Genomic DNA, 17,279 nt, shown 5'->3' on the forward strand with positions numbered 1-17,279 from the left:
TGTGCCGATGGGGTTTCGCCTACAGCGCGGGTGGTGCCCTCACGGAAAACTTACCGCCTAAAAGCGACCATCATGCGCAGACGCAAAGAAGTAGCCTTTTACGGGTTACTCCCCCTAGAATGTTGTAGTAACAAGAGCGTCACGCCCCACGGCTGGCGCTTTTCTTATGCGCATCCCCAACCGGCGGTTGCGCGCCCTACGAGAGTATCTACGGATTTTCACGAATGTCTTCTGAGAACACCGCGGCTCCTCAGACGCCTAAACCCAGCAGTTCGGGCGGCACACTGGACCGTTACTTCAACATTACCGAGCGTGGCTCAACTATCAGCACCGAAATTCGCGGCGGTTTAGCGACCTTCTTCGCCATGAGTTATATTGTGGTGCTCAACCCGCTTATTCTCGGCCTCACGCCCGATTCATCCGGACGTTCCCTCGGCGTGCCGCAGGTTGCCGCCATGACCGCGCTTGTTGCAGGCGTGATGACCATTCTTCTAGGCGTTTACGCCAAACACCCCTTCGCGATGGCGGCGGGACTGGGCGTGAACGCACTATTGGCGACTACGATAGCCACGACTCCTAACCTCACCTGGCCGCAGATTATGGGGTTGGTCGTGTGGGCGGGCGTGCTCATGACTGCCCTCGTGCTGACCGGTTTCCGCACCGCCGTTTTCGACGCCGTGCCCGAAAGCCTGAAAACCGCAATCGTGGTGGGTATCGGGCTCTTTATCGCCTTTGTTGGGCTGGTGAACGCCGGAATTATTCGCCGTGCAGAGACCGGCTCAACCCCTGTCGTGTTCGGTGTTCACGGGCATCTGCTCGGCTGGCCCACTCTCGTGTTTATTGTGGGGTTGTTCCTGACCATTATTCTGTATGTTCGTCAGGTGCGCGGCGCTATTCTCTACGGCATGCTCGCATCCACGGCACTTTCGCTTATTCTGGAGGCGGTCGCCCCCTCCGGCAGCGTGCAGGCTAACCCGCTTGGCTGGTCGCTCAATGTACCCACCTGGGACGGCAGCGGTTTTGGTCTGCCCGATTTTTCGCTTCTGTTCTCCGCAGATCTTTTCGGTGCCTTCAGTTCTTTGGGTGCAATGGCCTCAATTCTGCTGGTGTTTACCATCCTCATTTCGGCGTTTTTCGATGTGATGGGCTCCATCATGGGTATGGCAGTCGAAGCCGGTTCTATCGATGAAGACGGTAAGATCGAAGACATCGACCGTCTGCTTCTGGTAGATGCGCTGGGCGCGGTCGCCGGTGGCGGCACCTCAACCTCAACCAACCAGGTATTCGTGGAGTCGGCAACCGGTATTGGCGCGGGTGCCCGCACAGGTCTGGCAAATGTGGTGACAGGTGTGCTCTTCCTGGGCGCTATTTTCCTCTCTCCCCTGGTGACGATTGTCCCCTTTGAGGCGGTCGCCCCCGCAATGGTGTTCGTCGGGTTCCTGATGGTGCGCCAGGCGGTTAATGTTGATTGGAACGATCTTGCCCTGGGAATTTCGGCCTTCTTGACGATCGTCATCATGCCGCTGTCGTATTCGATTGCGCACGGTATTGGTGCCGGGTTTATTTCGTACACGGTTATCCGTGTGGCGACCGGTCGCGGACGCGAGGTGCACTGGCTCATGTACGTGGTTTCGGCGGTGTTTGCGGTGCATTTCGGAATGGGTCTGATTGAGGGGTGGATGCGTTAGAGCATCTTTCTCTCTCCCCCTCCCATCGTAAAAAGAGCCTTGATCGTGAAAACTTTAGTCACGATCAAGGCTCTTTTTATCACCCACTTTTACCTCAGACGGATATACCCCCGCTAAAGACCTGAGAATTTCCTGTCAGTAGCGCATTGAGGGTTAAACGTCATAGAATAATGTGGTAACAAAAGCGTCACACCCACCATAAGGGTTGGGCGCTTTTCTTATTGCGGCGCAAACCCGCGCACGCATCCTACGAGAGTATCTACGGATTTTCACGAATGTCTTCTGAGAACACCGCGGCTCCCCAGGCACACAAGCCCAACGCATCGGGCGGCGCACTGGACCGTTACTTCAAAATCACTGAACGAGGCTCATCTATTTCAGCCGAGATTCGTGGCGGTCTCGCCGCGTTCTTCGCTATGAGTTACATCGTCGTCCTCAACCCCCTGGTGATCGGCACCGGCGCAGACTCGGCGGGAAATATCCTTGGCGTGCCGCAGGTTGCTGCGGTCACCGCACTCGTCGCCGGCGTGATGACTATCCTCATGGGCGTCATTGCTAAACAGCCTTTCGCGATGGCGGCGGGACTGGGCGTGAACGCGCTGCTGGCGTCCACAATCGCAACCACCCCCGGGCTGACGTGGGCAGATATTATGGGCTTGGTGATTATCGCCGGTCTTATTATGACTGTGCTGGTCCTCACCGGCTTCCGCACCGCCGTATTCGAGGCGGTTCCCGAGAGCCTCAAAACCGCAATTGTTGCGGGAATCGGCTTCTTTATCGCCTTTATCGGACTGGTTGATTCCGGGATTATCCGCCGCATGCCGGATGCCGCAGGAACCACCGTTCCCGTCTCGTTCGGCGTGGGTGGTCACTTACTTGGCTGGCCTACTCTCGTGTTTATTTTCGGTCTTTTCCTCACCATCGCCTTGTTTATTCGCAATGTGCGCGGCGCTATCCTCATTGGCGTGGTGGCTTCTACCGCGCTGTCTATCATCCTAGAGGCTATTTTCCATATCGGCAGCGGCAAGGGAAACCCGACCGGCTGGTCGCTCAATGTTCCCGCGCTCAATAATTTTTCCTTCTCAGCCCCCGATTTCTCGCTTATCGGGTCTGCACGATTCGGCGCGTTCGGCGCTATCGGCGTGCTGGGCGCATCACTGCTGGTGTTCGCTATTCTGCTCTCGGTCTTCTTTGACGCCATGGGCGTTTCGGTAGGCTTAGCAACCGAAGCGGGCACCATCGATAAGGACGGCAAGGTCGAGAACATTAACGAGGTGCTGCTCGTGGATGCGGTCGGTTCCGTGGTCGGCGGCGGCGCATCCGGCTCTGCGAACCAGATTTTTGTGGAGTCGGCAACCGGTATTGGTGAGGGTGCCCGCACGGGTCTGGCGAATATTGTCACCGGCGTGCTGTTCCTGGTGGCAATTATCGCCTCGCCGCTGGTGACGATCGTTCCCTTTGAGGCGGTCGCCCCCGCTCTGGTGGTTGTTGGGTTCTTGATGGTGCGCCAAGCCGTGCATATCGACTGGCAAGATTGGGGGCTGGGTATCCCCGCGTTTATGACCATTATTTTCATGCCGCTGTCGTACTCGATCGCTAACGGTATTGGTGCAGGGTTCGTCTCCTACGCCTTCATCCGCCTGGTTCAGGGTCGCGGGCGCGAGGTGCACTGGCTCATGTACGTGGTGTCGGCGGTGTTCGTCATCTACTTCGGCATGGGTATTATCAACGGTCTCACGCACTAGCGTTTACTGAAATCCCGGGTATATATCGGGTCTAAAAAGGCTCTTTTTGAAGAAAAGCGGCGGAAAACTACGCTTTATTCAAAAAGAGCCTTTTTATGAACCTATGGGGGTGTAGATACGCGCTCGAAAACGTCAGAAATTTCACGGCTGCAGGTATACAATTTCACCCGTTTTTCCTGGTATTCTTCGCATAGGTTTACTTTCAGGTAGACCCAATTCAACGCACCTATACACGCAGACAACGCGTTTGAATGCGAGCCAGCCCGCGCCCTCTTACTCAGAGACGGCGCGGGCTGGCTCAGGTTAAACCAAGAATTCTATCGGTCGCTTGGGCGGCATAATTCTTTCATGATGCGCTCGGCCCTCTCTTGTGCACGCTCATCCACCACGCCAATATCGCATGCGTGCAGCAGGTCTGCCGCCACGTGCAGGCGCAGCACGCGCGGAAGGGCGGAAACCTCGCGCAAAATCACGTTCGCCCGCTCGGGTGGGGCAGGTTCCAGGATCCAAATCGGGGCAAATTTTGTGAGGTCACTGGGCAGAATGTAGGCGTCTATTAGAGGGGTTTTCATCCCCGAAAGTTCGTGCCGAGCCCCGGTGAGCGCGAGCGCATCCGCACCCGTTCGCAGCAGGTCGCTCGTATCGTAGGGTGCCACGTAGTAGCGCGCAGTCATCCCGGTGCGTTGCGTGTACTGCTGGAGCGCATCGAGCCCGTGAGCGCAGAGGATGCGGGCGCGTTCGGCGGCGATGCGGCGCGCATCCGGGGTAAGCAGGTGCCCTCCCCCGTTGAAATAGAGGGCGAGCTCGTCGAAAGATTCCTGCGAGATAACGTCACTCATGGCATAAACATAGCAAATACAGGACTAGTTTTTGAGACTTTCATCAAGGAAGCTCACAATATCCTGTGCCATCTCACGCTCACGAGGACGGCCAATACCGGGTTCTGCTAAAGCTCTGCGCAGCCCCCATACCAGTCTTGACCTTTGTTTGCCGCTAAGTCCTATCAGGTCTCGGCGTTCAGAGGTTGAAAGCAGGCATACAAGCACCAAAATGTCATGAAGATGGCGTTGTTTATGTGTGTCGCCATTATTCAAAAGGGCTGAGCATTTTTCGTAGAGTGCCCCCAGGGCATCGGGGCGATTCACCAGGAACGTGCGACCCGCGCATTCCACAGCAACTGACGATGTGCGGTCTATGCCAAATTGGGCTCCACGAGTCATCAGGACTTTTCCCAGCCCGGAAAAGTCATAGGACAGGGTTTTCTCGGATTGTCCCGAAGGCACCAATACATCAATTTGGGCTAAGCCGCGAACCCATCGGTGGTTTTGCCCGGAAGCGTTATACCCATCAATGACATATCCTGCGCTCTTGAGTGCGTGGACGAATTCCCCAATAAGCCGACGTCGAGCACGAATATTAAGAACAACGTCAATATCTCGGGTTGCCCGAGAGCCCTCATACCCACGCTCACACGCGAGTAACCTCATCATGCTTCCACCGGCGAGGGACCAACCCTGAGGAACAAGCACGGAGATATCCGCCAGCCCAAGCCAGGATTCAAGCTCTGCGCCCTGGGCTGGGATTTTCACCGTTTTCTGATCAGGCACGGCTTATGAGTCCTTTCACCAGACGTTCCGCTTCCCGCTCGCTTCTCGGGTCTTTAGAGACTAGGAGATCGACCGCAACGTGCAGGGGACGAATCTTAGGTAACTCTTTGACTGCGCGAAGAATAACGTTGGCATCCTGTGCCGGAACTTCACGCAGTGCGTAGATAAATTTCAGGGATTCGAGATCGCGGGGAGTTACGTATGCGTCTACTGTAGCCCCGTAAATTTCCGAATATTCGTGGCTGACACCCGTGAGCACTAATGCGCGTTCGTCCATCAGGTCATGCAGGTCAGCAGAGGGTACGGCATAGAATTGAGGTTTCGCATCTGCACGCACTGCATACTGCTTAAGAGTTTCTACCCCACGTTCGGAGAGGTTATGTGCACGTTCTTTGGCACGGCGGCGTGCATCGGGGGTAAGGGATGCACTGTTACCGTCAAGATAGGCGGCAAGTTGGTTGAAGGATGCCATCGAGATTTTGCGCCCATGTGCGGAGTGATGCTCGTGCGGGTTATCTGAAACCATCCACCGCCCGGCGATTTTTTGTCCACTCAAAGATCCGCGTTCAAGGCGTGCACGCACGCTTCGGGGGCTCACCCCGGCGTGCTGGGCATATTCCGCGACTGACATCATGGCAAAAACATACCATAAGAGGAATATTTCTGCCATACCTGCCCGAGGACCGGACGAACCAGGGGACCTACCCAACCTCGCCGTCTAGGTAGTACCAGGTGCCGTGTACTTTCTCGAAGCGAGATTTTTCGTGCATGGCACCTTTCACACGTTCTTCGGCGGGCGTGCCGGGAACCGAGCGGTAGTACGCCACGAACTCGACCGTGCCCGCCGCATCGAAGGGACCGCCCGAAGAGCCCAGGATATCCAGCCGGTACCAGCGCAGCGTTTCATCCAACGTTAACTCTGCGGGGCGCGTATGCGGGTGCCAGCTCGCCAGCAGGTAGGGAGCATCGTGCAGGGCAAAGGCGGTAAATCGCGAGCGCATCAGAGCCAGCGGCGTGGGCGCGCCCAAGGTTCCGGATGCGGCAAACTCGCCCAGGTACCGCCCGCAGCAGGCACCGTATACCTCGCCGCTTGTACACAGGCAGCGGGTTTGAGGATCATACAGGGTTGTTTCGCTCATGCACCCCATTCTAAAGGGCTACCAGGTTCGGGCATGCGAGAACCCGCCCATCCCGGCAGTCAAACCGGAGAGAGGCGGGTTCTGCACTGTTTTCAATATATTGCGGAGGAAACTCTGAGGCAGAGTTGGTTAGTTCGCGATCGCGCGTGCCGGGGTGTCTGCTGTGGAGGGCTTACCCACGTAGGCGCCGCGGTACTTCGCGGCCGGGTGGGAGTCTGCGACCTTAGTCTGGCCCTTGCCGAACAGGCTTTCGCGCAGGGTCTCACCCTCATAGGAGGTGCGGTAGCGCCCACGCTTTTGCAGCTCAGGAACCACGAACTCGATGAAGTCCTCGAAGGAGCCGGGTGAAACGTGGTATGCCAGGTTAATACCGTCCAGTCCGCCTTCATCAATCCAGCGTTCTAGTTCATCGGCCACCTGCTGCGGGTCGCCCACAATAACCTCGCCCATACCGCCGATAGTGCAGTGCTCGGCAATATCCTTACGCGTCCACTGCTTATCCTTGGACTGCAGGGTGAAGGGAGTGAGGAAAGACTGAATCGACTCGGTCTTCACATAGTTGAGTACCTCGTCCTCGTCGAACTGCGAAAGATCCACGCCGGACCAGCCGCCGATAATGGCCTGCGAAGATTCCAGGTTCACGTACTTGCGGTACTCTTCGTACTTTGCCTTCGCCTTCTCTTCGGTCTCGTCCACAATAATGGAGAGCATCGCGAAAACCTTGATTTCGTCGCGGCCGCGGCCGTTCTCTTCGGCGCGGTCACGGATACGGTCGGTAATAATGCGGGTCAAATCGGGGCGCAGCGCACCGATAAACACAACTTCGGCATGCTTGCCCGAGAACTTCTGCCCGCGGCTGGATGCGCCCGCCTGGAAAATCACGGGGGTGCGTTGGGGGCTGGGCTCGGTCAGACCCGCACCAGGCACGCTGAAGTACTTACCCTTGTGCTGAATCGGGTGCACCTTGGCGGGGTCGGCGTAGATACCCTTCTCGCGGTCTTTGACGACCGCGCCGTCTTCCCAGGAGCCTTCCCAGAGCTTGTAGCAGACATCCAGGAACTCTTCGGCGAGTTCGTATCGGGTGTCGTGCTCAATCTGGGTTTCGAGGCCCTGACATTCGGCTGCGGAAGGCAGGTATGAGGTCACCACATTGAAGCCCACACGCCCGTTAGTGAGGTGGTCGAGAGAAGCGTACTTGCGTGCGAGCGTGTAAGGCTGCTCGTAGGTGACGGCTGAGGTCACACCGAAGCCCAGGTGCTCGGTTACGGCGGCCATTGCGGAGATCTGCATGAACGGATCGTTCACGGGCACCTGAGCGCCGCCTTCGATAGCGGGCGCGGCGGAGTTCTTGTAAATATCGTAGATGCCCACAACATCGGCTAGGAATACGCCGTCGAAGAAGCCCTTCTCAAGGATCTGTGCCAGGTCAGTCCAGTATTTGATGGTGTTGTACTCGGTAGCACGGGAGCGGGGGTGGCGCCAGAGGTCGAAGCTCTGGTGACCCACACAGGTCATGTCGAATGCGTTAACTGCGATGCGCTTCTTCTGCTCAGCCATCTACGTATCCTTTCGCGAATGTTAGGGTGTTCCTGCACCCCGCGCGCCGCCTCCTTTATAGGTGGTGGCCTTCTTGGTGTTCCAAGTTGTGCAGGTGGCGCATTCGCGCCGTACTTGCTTCGTGTCCCTTGAAGCCAGATCATCATCTGGAGCACCCCGCTACGGGAGAGGGTTGCCGCCCGGCTAGCCAGAGCTTTACGCCGGGACTCATAATCCTTGATTTTGAGTGTATAAGGGGTGTCGTGGTTGGTGCGATATTATGACGAATATTAATGTTTGTGACTGTCGCCCGTAATATTAAGGGCCGCGTACGTCGCCCGGCGGACAGCAGTGTTCTTTCGAATGCGACGGCAAAATTCGGGAGCAATAATTTGCAGCGGGAGCGTGTTTAACGCTCCCGCTGCCATTCTTCGCTCCCATTTTAGGAAAAGCGTCAAATTATTCAGGAAATGAGATCCAATTCGCGGGCGTCATCCGCAGTGATGGGGTTTATTTCCACCTTGGGCTCAGGGATAGTCTCGTCAGCACCTCGTCCAAACACAGCTCCAAAGCTCAATTTTTTCAGGTCGCTTGGTGCCGTCAGCCAGCCTTTCATTCCGTCACGGTTAAGATCAAGAGCATAGATTCCATGGTCGATTTCGCCATTACCGTTGAGATCGACAGGTCCATCTGCTGGTCTCAGTACGGCCTCTGAATTGGGCCGATACATGTACCCACGCGCTTGGGGACCAAAGCCTTTGCGTTCGTCCAAGGCCCATTCTTTAAGGGTCGGCATATCTTGCTGCAGGTATCCGAAATATTTGGTTCCATCCGCCTTGGGCACACCGGTAAGCTGATAGTTGTAATTCATAACGCTGAAGTACTGTGGTTTACCTTTTTCGCCTTTCTCATCGGCATCACCACCGTGCTGCAGGCCGAGGTTATGCCCCAGCTCGTGAATAAAAGTACCCACGCGAATATCGCTCATATTACCTTTATTGTTATTCCAGTGTGTCTTCCCCACAGTCACCATGAAATCACGACCTCCCAATTGTCCCAATCCTGATGAGCCGCTCTCCCCATTTTGTTGTTGCACGTAGTAGTCGCCCCAAACCATATAATGAAAGAGTCCATCACGACGCTGATTAAAATGAGAAGCTTTAAACCTGGCCCAGTTCCCAGCGTTGTTACCTATATCGTCGCTGAGCACTTGCCACTTGACCTGTTCGCCTCCTCCCAAGTTGTACTTAGGTCCCCGGGCGGCACCGGCATCCAAGTGCAGATTAATACCCGTTCTGCCGTCGGGATTGCTGATATTTATATCCGCGAAAGATTGCACGATTCGATCCAGCTCTTCCTCACTGGCAAGCTCACCGGGCATATAATCCATCTCGACAAAAATGTCTTTATGGTTGGGATCCGCGCCCATCTTAGGGAAATCGATCTCTGGTATGCCATCGTTGTTGATATCGTACCCGTCTCTTTCCAGCTCGTCGGGAATATGATCGCCGTCGCGATCACCCGAGTTGGGGCTCTGAACGAGATCTATATTCTGGTTCTGCGCGGGTGCAGGCTGAGCGGGCTTCGCTTCCACCGCAGAAACGGGCAGAGAATTCAGAGGAACAACAAGCACCAGGCTGACGAATGCCAGCATCAGGCGCACTATAGTACGTAATTTCATGAGAGATATTCCTTAGTGTCATGTGTTGAGTGAGAGGGAATCTTACATAGAGAGTGAAGTGAGCGATAGTCATCGGCGAGAACCTGCGATGTTGCGGGTTCTCGGATGCGAGTGCATTTTAGATGGCATCACGATGCCGTCTGAGCAAGAGAGTAGTATATGAACGGTTGTGCGGGGTAAAGCCCGGGAACGAAGAGGTGCAGCGAGGGCGTGTTTCATCTGGCTCGTTGCCTCGCCAGCTTCAGAACGTTATGTATGTCCTCGCACGCTCGGAATAACATCCCTCAGCAGCTACACCTCTTCGCCCCCGTTTTGGGAAGAACGCCGAATGATTTAGGGAATAAGGCCCAGGTTGCGGGCGTCATCCGCAGTGACCGGGTTTTCTTCCGCTTCAGGCTGAGCCACAGGACCGCCAGCTCCAGCCTGAGTAGGCGTCATATCAAAGTTGAGCTTCTTCAGATCACTGAGAGCAGTTAGCTCCTTTAGTATCCCATCGCCATTGAGATCTACCGAGACCGGAGAATTATCAATAACGCCGTTCCGGTTGAAATCGATGGGTTGATTTGCGGGCTGAGTAACGTCTTTCCCATTTTTATCTTTGTGCGTATACAGGTATTCGCCCGCTTGGGGGCCAAAGCCGTCGCGCTCGTTCAGTGCCCATTCGTTAAGGGTTGGCATATCCTGCTGCAGGTATCCGAAGTATCGGGTTCCGTCCGCCTTGGGAATGCCAGTGAGCTGATAGTTGTAATTCATCACGCTGTAGTACTGAGGCTTGCCGTTGAAATCGTCAGTACCGCCGTGCTTCAGGTTGAGGTTATGCCCCAGCTCGTGGATAAAAGTGCCCACGCGAATATCGCTGTTGGCTCCTTCCCAATAGGTTTTCCCAACGGTCACCATGAAACCGGGAGAGCTTATAAGCCCTACTCCTGATGAGATTCGATTTCCGGTTTTATTATCCACATAGTAATCGCCCCAGATCATGTAGTCGAAACCGCTGTTGTAGCGGGCAGAATCAAAATTATGAGCCCTGATATTTGCCCATTCCCCAGAAGACTCCATATCGTTGCTGAGCATTTGGTGCGGAACCTGGTTGCCGCCTCCCAAGTTATACTTAGGGCCTCGGGCGGCACCGGCATCCAGATGCAGATTAACGCCTGCCCTGCCGTCAGGGTTAGTAACATTCAAGTCAGCAAAAGACTGCACAATGCGATCCAGCTCTTCCTCACTGGCAAGCTCGCCAGGCATGTAGTCCATCTCAACGAATACATCCTTGTGGTAGGGATTTGCGCCCATTTTCTTGTAATCGACTTCAGGTCTACCATCACCATCAGCATCGTATCCGTTGATTTCCACGATGTCTGAGATCCCATCACCGTCAGAATCAAGTGCAGCCACATCCCGCGCGGCACCCGGGCTGCCAGGGGCGACTGGCAACGTGTCTGCCGAGGCGGGCAGGGAATTCAGAGGGACGAGAAACACCAGGCTGACGAATGCCAGCATCAGGCGCGCTATAGTACGTAGTTTCATGAGAGATATTCCTTGTGTCGTTGTGTTGAGCGAGAGGAAATCTTTCTATGAGTGAGCGGTATTCATGGTAGGGAACCTATGGTGTGGCAGATTCCCACATGCGACAATGCGCATTAGTGGCATTGTGGTGCCGTTTGAGCAAGAGAGTGGTATATGAACGGTTGTATATGAATAACCGATAGATAAGATTTCACCTGCATCCTAGCACCGTAAAATTTTATAAATCTGTGACATAAAACAAGTTTTGGGAGCGGGTCATATCACAGGAATAAGTAAAGGTTTCCGGCGACATAACCCGCTCCCGCACGCTGGCAGCATACAAGGCTAGCGAATAAGACCTTGCTCTCGTACATCATCAGCCGTTATGAGATTAATCTCAATCTCTGGTGAAGGTTCAGGATTCTTTCGTAGAAGCGCCAGTGAGCTGGTAATCGTAGTTCATCACGCTGAAGTAATGGGGGTTGCCGTTCTCGCCATCATTGCTGTCGTGAGACACCAAGACTTGCCAAAGCATCCACGCGACAATAGGCCCGAAATGAGCGCGGAATACAGAATATCTTCCGTATAATTTGAGGATGCTCAGATCCGGGTGAGTGAGCGTTTTATCGTAAAGATTTCATGTGTATCTTACATTGTTTAGGATTTTTGGGGTATATCCCGTAAAATTATTACTGGCGTGTAATCCGAGCGCCACTTATTCACCCAACCACTCATAGGAGTCATTGTGACCCACGCATCTACGCGGGGAGGTCTGACGCGCCGTCGTGTTCTGGCGGGCGCCGCATGGACAACCCCAATTATTGTTTCTTCCGCTGTAGTTCCGGCTTATGCGGCTTCGTATGATGACACACGCCCTGACTACGGTATCTTTACCCAGGCGTTCGTCACCCACCAGGAACTAGACACTAACAGTTTCCTGGGGCTAGATTCATTTAGCGGCCCGGTTGAGAACGAGCACGCCAGCGTCCCGGCAGGTTCAAGCGGTCTCTACTCGGCTGGCAACGGTAAATTTACCCCCGGCGGCAGCATCGGCAAGGCAAAATGGGGTGGCGCTGGTTTCTGGTTCTCAGCACCCAAGGCAACCACTAAAGACGGTAAGCAGACATACTACTCGGGCACCACTACCCTGCTCGCCGGTGCGCGCCTACGCTTGGAGCACCGTTTCGTTTTCCCCGACTGGGCCGAGATCGACGGGGCAGAACCTCCGGGCTGGAATAAAAATACTGACGATTTTGCGGTTTCCCTCGTCGTCAATCCCACGCCAGAAAACGGCGATAATCCCCAGCTCGTCGCCTTCAACGGTGGTGCTATGCACGGTTACTTCAGCGAGATGACCGCCAACGGCAATAAGCTGATAGGCTACGTCGATATTACGCTTGACCATGATGTTGTAGCTTCCAGTCATAACGGCGGCGGGACTCAGGTCTACAACCAGATCTTGGCCAGCCAGTTCGGTACACATTTTGAAGATTTCTATCTCGAACACTACGGTGTGACCACCACCCTGACGATCCTCAGCGGCACTCTGCGCTACGAACCTGAGAATGGTGCCCCCAAGAGCGATATTGACCTGACCGGTCAGCAGGCTGTGGCCTCCATCGAACATGTTGGTGAACCTGAGGATCCGGATCCGAGCACTCCCAGCACCCCCAGCGACAAGTCAAAAGGCGGCGGTTCCAACTCGACGGGATCAACGGGTGACCAGAAAAACAAGGATCAAGAGAGCGACTTCACCGTCCGTAACGACATTCAGATCGATCCTAACGACTGGTTATCCGGGCAGAAAAACCCTAACGGAGCCTCGAAAGGCTCAACCAACGCACAAAAACAGAACTAATCGGTAATTTTGGGTGAGTAAATGGCACTCCCGCCGGGTAAATCCTCTTGACGAGGCGCATCCCGGTGGGAGTGTTTTTTTGTACTGTTCGCGAGCAGGTGGTTTTTGACCCGAGCAGGTAGGAAAATCCTACCTTGTCGACAAAATCCTACCTGCTCGCGGTATAGGGTGTGGTGTGGATGCGTGGGCGCAATGTTGCGGAATGTTACGAACGTGGCGCATACACGCGCAATATGACGGGGTGTCTTTGCACCTGCGCCAGCTACAAGGTTTACTAGATTGGTAATCCATCTAGAGCGACCGAGAGACCTGGCTCGACGACGTCGCAGCAACCTCGCCTGCGGTGGCGCATCATGCGCCTTCATAACGCCGAAGGTGCTAACGCCAGCAACCGATGGGAGATACTGTGGGACTTCCCTCCCCTTTTTCATTCACGAATCCTCTAGCACCCACCCCCAACCCCGCGCACGAATCTGACGAGGCGCGGGTAGCGTTCTGGGAAAAACAAGCCGAACGCCTAAGCTGGGGCAAGACCTGGGACAACGCACATACCTTCCAGAAACCGCAGGTTATCGGAACCGACGCTGAGGGCATCGAAGAATACTCCGTACCCGAGATTAAGTGGTTCGAGGGCGGCAAACTCAACGTCGCCTACAACTGCGTGGACCGCCACGTGGAGGCGGGCCGCGGCGACAAAGTAGCCCTCTATTTCGAGGGCGAACCCGGTGACCGTGAAGCTATCACCTACGCCGAACTGCAGCGACGCATCGCCCGCGCCGCCAACGGCCTGCTCAAACTCGGCGTGCGTAAAGGCGACCGTGTAGTAATCTACCTGCCGGTTATTCCCGAAACCATTATTTTCACGCTTGCGTGCGCGCGGATCGGCGCAATTCATTCGCTCGTGTTCGGTGGGTTCTCGGCGGAGGCGCTGAAGTTCCGGGTGGAAGACACCGGCGCGAAGGTTCTGATCACCACCGACGGGCAGAACCGCCGCGGCAAGGTCGTGCCCGTGAAGGTGAATGCCGATGAAGCATGCTCGGGTGAGAACAATATCGAGCACGTGATCGTGGTGGACCGTACAAGCGCCGCAGACCCCGTGGCGCACGCGCAGGTTCCCTGGACGGCCGGGCGCGATATTTGGTACCACGATTTGGTGGACGATCAGCCCGATACCCATGAGTACGAGCTGCACGATGCCGAAGACCCGCTGTTTATCATCTATACCTCCGGCACCACGGGCAAGCCCAAGGGCCTGGTGCACACGATGGCGGGGTATTTGGTGCAGACCGCATACACCCACGCGCTGCTGTACGATCTGCTGCCGGACTATGTGGATGACGACGGGGTGCTGCGCCCCGATGAGCTGTCTGCCGTGAACGATCCGACGAAGGTCGAATCGACTGTGCACTGGTGTACCGCCGATCTCGCGTGGGTGACCGCACACACCTATGAAATCTATGGTCCACTCGTGAATGGGGTTACCGAGGTTATTTTCGAGGGTACCCCCAATACTCCGCATTATGGCCGCCATTTCGAGGTTATCGAACGCTACGGCGTCACCAATTATTACACCGCGCCCACCCTGATTCGTTCCCTCATGGGGGCTTTTCCTGACGGCCCCGAACCTGGAAAATACGACTTCTCAACTGTGCGTCTGCTCGGGTCTGTGGGCGAGTCCATTAACCCTCAGGCGTGGAAGTGGCTGCGCAAGCACGTGGGTGGGGGTACCGCATCGTTTATCGATACGTGGTGGCAGTCCGAGACCGGCTCGACCATCTGCTCCCCACGGCCACACGACCCCGCCTTCGCGCCCGAAGGGACCTTCCCCGAAGGTACCCCGCACTGCACTCCCCTTCCCGGATGCGCCACCCGCGAAGTCCCCGGAGTCTCGGTGCACGTGGTGGACGAGCACGGTGACCTCGTTGAGCCCGGCAAACAGGGCTTCATTGTGGTCGATAAGATCGGTCCCTCCATGGCACGCACCGTCTGGGGCGACCCGCAACGCTACCTGAATTCCTATTGGAAGCACTACGGTACGCGCGGCTGGTTCCTCGCCGGTGACGGCGCGAAAGTCGATGATGAAGGCAACGTGTACATCCTGGGGCGCATTGACGATGTGATCAACATTTCCGGGCACCGCCTTTCGACCATCGAAATTGAGTCTGCGCTCGTGACGCACCCGGCCGTGGTGGAGGCTGGCGTGTGCCCCGTGGAGGACGAGCTAACCGGCCACCAGGCAGTCGCCTATGTGACGCTCACCGACGAAGGTCGGGCACTTACCGAAGACGAGCTGAAGACTGCACTCACCCAGCATGTGCGCGAGTATATTGGCCCTATCGCTAAACCCAAGGATGTGGTCGCGGTCGCCGATATTCCTAAGACTCGTTCAGGGAAGATTACCCGCCGTCTGCTGGGTGAGCTCTACCAGGGGCATAAGCTGGGCGATATTTCTTCGCTTCAGAATGAGGAGGCGCTCGGCGCTATCGCACAGGTGCTCGTGAACACCGGGCGAGTAGACCCGGATGCGTTCGCAGAGGATCAAGCGGCATAGGGGTTACGCTCGGCAGCGGCATCGCGCCGAATCTGATAGAAAGGTTCTCTGCGAGCGCGAGTGTTTTGCGGAGGCAATAGCTCCCGCCCTCAATACCCTGATGAAACTACAATGCGGCATATAACCTGCTGGTTATATGCCGCATTGGCTATATATACTAGTCAAATAGTATATTCCTCAAATGGAATTATGGCTTAGAAGGATTTTTCGCGTCCTTTTTCCGAAGAAATAGGTTGCGTCTCGTCTGCGGGGCGTGCCTCGGTGGAGGCGGTCACCTCCGCATCAGGATCGGTACCGGAAGAGTTTGAGCCGTCCCGTGCCGAGTCAGCTTCCGTTTGTGGCTCAGCGGCATTCTGCCCGGATGCCCACGCGCCCTTATCCACCGGCTTGGCGAAGAAGAGACACGCAACCATGCCCACGACTGCCAGAACCAGCGCTAGCATCAGTGAGTCGTTCATTGCGGTGGCTATAGGTTCGCGCAGGAAGTCGGGAACCTGACCGCCGGACATGCCTTCACCAACGGCGGGGGCGTTCATGGCGCTTCCGCCGGCGCCCGAGGGACGCATCCGCTGCATGGTCTGCGCAATCTGGTCGGCGATCAGACCGCCCATGAGAGTGGCGATACCCGCCGAACCGAGCACACCGGCAACCTGACGAGTTTCGTTATACACGCCCGACCCGGCACCGGCTAAACGAGGCGGCAGGTTGCGGGTTGCGGTCACCGCTAGCGGACCCCAAATCATAGAGTTGCCGATACCCAAGATCGCAAAGGGTATGAGCAGAAGCGCGAGGGGTTGATCCGCCGTCATCAGAGCGCGCAGAACAACAAATCCGACTACCAGCAGGGCAAACCCCGAGACCGCATACCATTTGGGGTTTGACGTGCCTAAACGCTTACCAATGACCGGAGAGAGCGCACCCGAGAACAGGGCGAGCGGGGCGGTCATGAGTGCCGCCTGAGTGGGGCTCATACCGCGCACCTGCTGGAAGTAAATAGTAGTTGGGAATGCCATTGTCAGGGTGTGCGCACCCATTGCCGCGATAGCAATATTCGATACCGAGAAGTTGCGGTCTTTAAACAGTCCCAGCGGTACCAACGGTTCTTTGCGGTTAACAGCCTGCCACACGATAAAGAGGGTGAACACGATTATGCCCGCGATAATCATGCCCCATACGCTCACCGGGATTCCGGTTCCCCACAGCGAATCGGTGATAGTGCCCCAATCGTAGGTAGAACCCTCCTGAATACCGAAGACCATCAGGAACAGGCCGATAGCGGAGAGAACCACGCCCAGCCAGTCGAAGTTGTGCTGTTTGGAGGGGAAATGCGGGATATTCCGAACCGCCAGATAGGTGCCGATCACGCCGATAGGGATATTGATGAAGAAGATCCACGTCCATCCGGGACCGTCCACGAGCAGGCCGCCAGCGATAGGGCCCACGAGCGATGCGATACCGGCCGCCGCGCCCCACACGCTCATTGCCACCCCGCGTTTATGCGGCGGGAACATGAGCGTAATAATGGACATGGTTTGCGGGGTCATAATCGAGGCGCCTATCCCCTGCACCACGCGCGCAACAATCAGCATCTCCACATTGGGCGAAAGACCACACCACAGCGAAGAGAGGGTAAAGACCACCATACCGAGCAGGTACATCTGCTTCTGCCCAAACCTATCGCCCAGGCGACCGGTAATCAGCAGCGGCACCGCATAGGCGAGCAGGTAGGCGCTGGTCACCCAGATCACGGCGGAGAGCGAGGCATTGAGCTCATGCTGCATATGGGGCAGCGCCACGGTGACGATAGTGGTATCGAGCAGGATCATAAAGAACCCGATCACGAGTGACCACATGGCAACCCACGGCTTCTCGGCGGTTTGCTCCATTGATGGTACGCTGCGGTGCGTCTTTGATGCGGCTGGCTCTGCCATAAATCCCCTGCCTTGTCTTCTCGGCGGTACCGCCGGG

The 17,279-nt window shown here is 56.1% G+C and carries 12 protein-coding genes and 2 riboswitches; of the genes, 4 read left to right on the top strand and 8 right to left on the bottom strand.

The window, feature by feature from the left end:
• Positions 1-224 precede the first annotated feature (224 nt).
• Positions 225-1,688: an NCS2 family permease gene (locus HMPREF2981_RS05175; RefSeq protein WP_070661352.1), complete on the top strand. Its 1,464-nt coding sequence runs from the start codon at positions 225-227 to the stop codon at positions 1,686-1,688.
• A gap of 275 nt (positions 1,689-1,963) precedes the next feature.
• Positions 1,964-3,433, top strand: coding sequence for an NCS2 family permease (locus tag HMPREF2981_RS05180; protein WP_070627017.1), 1,470 nt, complete (start codon positions 1,964-1,966; stop codon positions 3,431-3,433).
• A 317-nt stretch (positions 3,434-3,750) separates the two neighbouring features.
• Here HMPREF2981_RS05180 and HMPREF2981_RS05185 read toward each other — a convergent pair whose 3' ends face one another.
• From HMPREF2981_RS05185 to HMPREF2981_RS05215, 7 genes are all read right to left on the bottom strand, one after another.
• A complete protein-coding gene (locus HMPREF2981_RS05185; protein WP_070661355.1) occupies positions 3,751-4,272 on the bottom strand; it encodes a hypothetical protein in 522 nt (173 codons plus the stop codon).
• Between the two features lie 24 nt (positions 4,273-4,296).
• Positions 4,297-5,040 (bottom strand): hypothetical protein, encoded by a 744-nt coding sequence (locus tag HMPREF2981_RS05190; protein WP_070661357.1) that lies wholly within the window; start codon positions 5,038-5,040, stop codon positions 4,297-4,299.
• Positions 5,033-5,674 (bottom strand): hypothetical protein, encoded by a 642-nt coding sequence (locus HMPREF2981_RS05195; protein WP_246825319.1) that lies wholly within the window; start codon positions 5,672-5,674, stop codon positions 5,033-5,035. Before HMPREF2981_RS05195 ends, HMPREF2981_RS05190 begins: the two co-directional genes overlap by 8 nt.
• Positions 5,675-5,741: 67 nt before the next feature.
• Complete coding sequence (locus tag HMPREF2981_RS05200; RefSeq protein WP_371326217.1) at positions 5,742-6,179, bottom strand: YchJ family protein; 438 nt, start codon at positions 6,177-6,179, stop codon at positions 5,742-5,744.
• 129 nt (positions 6,180-6,308) lie between these two features.
• Positions 6,309-7,736, bottom strand: a complete 1,428-nt coding sequence (locus tag HMPREF2981_RS05205; RefSeq protein ID WP_070661367.1) for an LLM class flavin-dependent oxidoreductase — start codon at positions 7,734-7,736, stop codon at positions 6,309-6,311.
• A gap of 105 nt (positions 7,737-7,841) precedes the next feature.
• Positions 7,842-7,951: riboswitch (SAM riboswitch) on the bottom strand.
• 227 nt (positions 7,952-8,178) lie between these two features.
• Positions 8,179-9,396, bottom strand: a complete 1,218-nt coding sequence (locus HMPREF2981_RS05210) for a zinc-dependent metalloprotease family protein (RefSeq protein WP_070628047.1) — start codon at positions 9,394-9,396, stop codon at positions 8,179-8,181.
• A gap of 333 nt (positions 9,397-9,729) precedes the next feature.
• Positions 9,730-10,923 carry a C4-dicarboxylate ABC transporter substrate-binding protein gene (locus HMPREF2981_RS05215; RefSeq protein ID WP_070661370.1) on the bottom strand — a complete coding sequence of 398 codons (1,194 nt, stop codon included), beginning with the start codon at positions 10,921-10,923 and terminating at the stop codon, positions 9,730-9,732.
• Positions 10,924-11,647: 724 nt separating this feature from the next.
• On the opposite strand from HMPREF2981_RS05215, the gene HMPREF2981_RS05220 reads away from it, so the two are divergent.
• Both HMPREF2981_RS05220 and HMPREF2981_RS05225 read left to right on the top strand, forming a co-directional pair.
• Positions 11,648-12,760 carry a hypothetical protein gene (locus HMPREF2981_RS05220; protein WP_070661372.1) on the top strand — a complete coding sequence of 371 codons (1,113 nt, stop codon included), beginning with the start codon at positions 11,648-11,650 and terminating at the stop codon, positions 12,758-12,760.
• Between the two features lie 284 nt (positions 12,761-13,044).
• Positions 13,045-13,161: riboswitch (SAM riboswitch) on the top strand.
• A gap of 5 nt (positions 13,162-13,166) precedes the next feature.
• Positions 13,167-15,311, top strand: coding sequence for an AMP-binding protein (locus tag HMPREF2981_RS05225; RefSeq protein WP_070661495.1), 2,145 nt, complete (start codon positions 13,167-13,169; stop codon positions 15,309-15,311).
• 194 nt (positions 15,312-15,505) lie between these two features.
• Here the strand turns inward: HMPREF2981_RS05225 and HMPREF2981_RS05230 are convergent, their stop codons facing one another.
• Complete coding sequence (locus HMPREF2981_RS05230) at positions 15,506-17,242, bottom strand: MFS transporter (protein ID WP_246825321.1); 1,737 nt, start codon at positions 17,240-17,242, stop codon at positions 15,506-15,508.
• Between the last annotated feature and the right edge of the window lie 37 nt (positions 17,243-17,279).

This window comes from Rothia sp. HMSC069C01, assembly GCF_001814655.1.
Lineage (GTDB): Bacteria > Actinomycetota > Actinomycetes > Actinomycetales > Micrococcaceae > Rothia > Rothia dentocariosa.